Raw genomic sequence first — 1,383 nt, 5'->3', positions numbered from 1 at the left:
ACTGCGTCACCAAAGCTAATGAAACAATCATGTTGCTGCAACATACAGTTGGGAACCTCTAAAAACTTTTCATAGCCACCAAATTGAGCAAAATGTAGACATAATACCTCCCTGCAAGGTAGCGCCATCATGATACTGCCTCGTTCTGCGTTAAAGAAAGACAAGCTGGCATCCGAATATCACCGTCGAAAAATCGATGAATTAGGTGATCCACTGCTTGTCCTTGATAAGTATGTTGATTTCTCGGCACTGGCTGACACCATAGACCGTGTCGTGCCACGGATTATTTCTCCCAAAGGCGGACGACCGCCATTCCCGACTGAGGTGATGGTTCGCATCATTATCCTGAAACATTTCCATAATCTTTCCGATGAAAAGATGGAATATCAATTGCTTGACCGAATGAGCTGGCAACGTTTTTGTCGCCTGACCGATGTCATTAATATTCCCGACCGTAACACGATTTGGGGTTTCGAAAAACGGATTGGCCTGGAAGGTGCCAGGGCATTGTTTGACGAGGCGAAGCATCAACTTTCGGCACAGGGATTCATTCCTCGAGGCGGACAACTCATTGATGCCACGTTGATTCCGGTTCCTAAGCAGCACAATAAGAAAGAAGAGAATGAACAAATCCGTCAGGGTAAAACCCCTGATGACTGGACGAAAAATAAACGATGCCAGAAAGATACGGATGCAACCTGGACGAAGAAACACGGTAAAAGTTATTTTGGCTACAAACTGACCATTAATGTCGATGCAAAATATAAAGTGATCCGTCACATCGCGACAGGAACCGCCGCTGTCCATGATAGCCTGTTTTTTGAAGCCGTTTTGGATCGGTCAAATACAAGCCGGGACATTTATGCGGATAAAGGGTATGCCAGTCAGATGCGTGAACGGGCGCTGAAGGAACAGGGCTATCGGGTCCATATTCAGAGAAAAGCGTCACGCAACAAGCCTTTATCAGACTGCCAAAAAGGACGAAATAAGAAAATAGCGAAACCCCGGGCACGGGTAGAACATATCTTTGGCTCATTCTCTCAGATGGGTGAAAAATTCATCCGAACGATAGGCCAGCTGCGAGCCAATTTTGCGATGACGCTGAAGGCCACCTGCTATGATTTGCACCGTTTGGTTTATTTTAGAAAATCAGGTATTCATGCTTTTTAATCTCGGCATGTGATGAAAAAGCCATTAATTTATATTTTCCGCTGAAAAAGCAAGAAAAAGCCACACACAACAAGGTCAATTTTACGGCGAATGAGGGCAAAATTGACCTTATTTTTTGTATTGGGAGTTTTTAGAGGTTCCCTGTAGATACTGAGCTGACTCCAGAAAAAGAAAATTCACTGTTGCTGAATTGGAAGGAGGACTTAGTACTAC

Annotated in this window: 1 protein-coding gene; it reads left to right on the top strand. The window is 44.4% G+C overall.

Annotated elements, in window-relative coordinates; translation table 11 throughout:
* Positions 1-132 precede the first annotated feature (132 nt).
* A complete protein-coding gene (locus ACGF63_RS22855; protein WP_387633374.1) occupies positions 133-1,170 on the top strand; it encodes an IS5 family transposase in 1,038 nt (345 codons plus the stop codon).
* Positions 1,171-1,383 lie beyond the last annotated feature (213 nt).

The organism is Photorhabdus sp. RM322S, assembly GCF_042879395.1.
Lineage (GTDB): Bacteria > Pseudomonadota > Gammaproteobacteria > Enterobacterales > Enterobacteriaceae > Photorhabdus > Photorhabdus khanii.
Note: the sequence above shows the minus strand (reverse complement) of the source record. Positions and strands in the feature narration are given on the sequence as shown.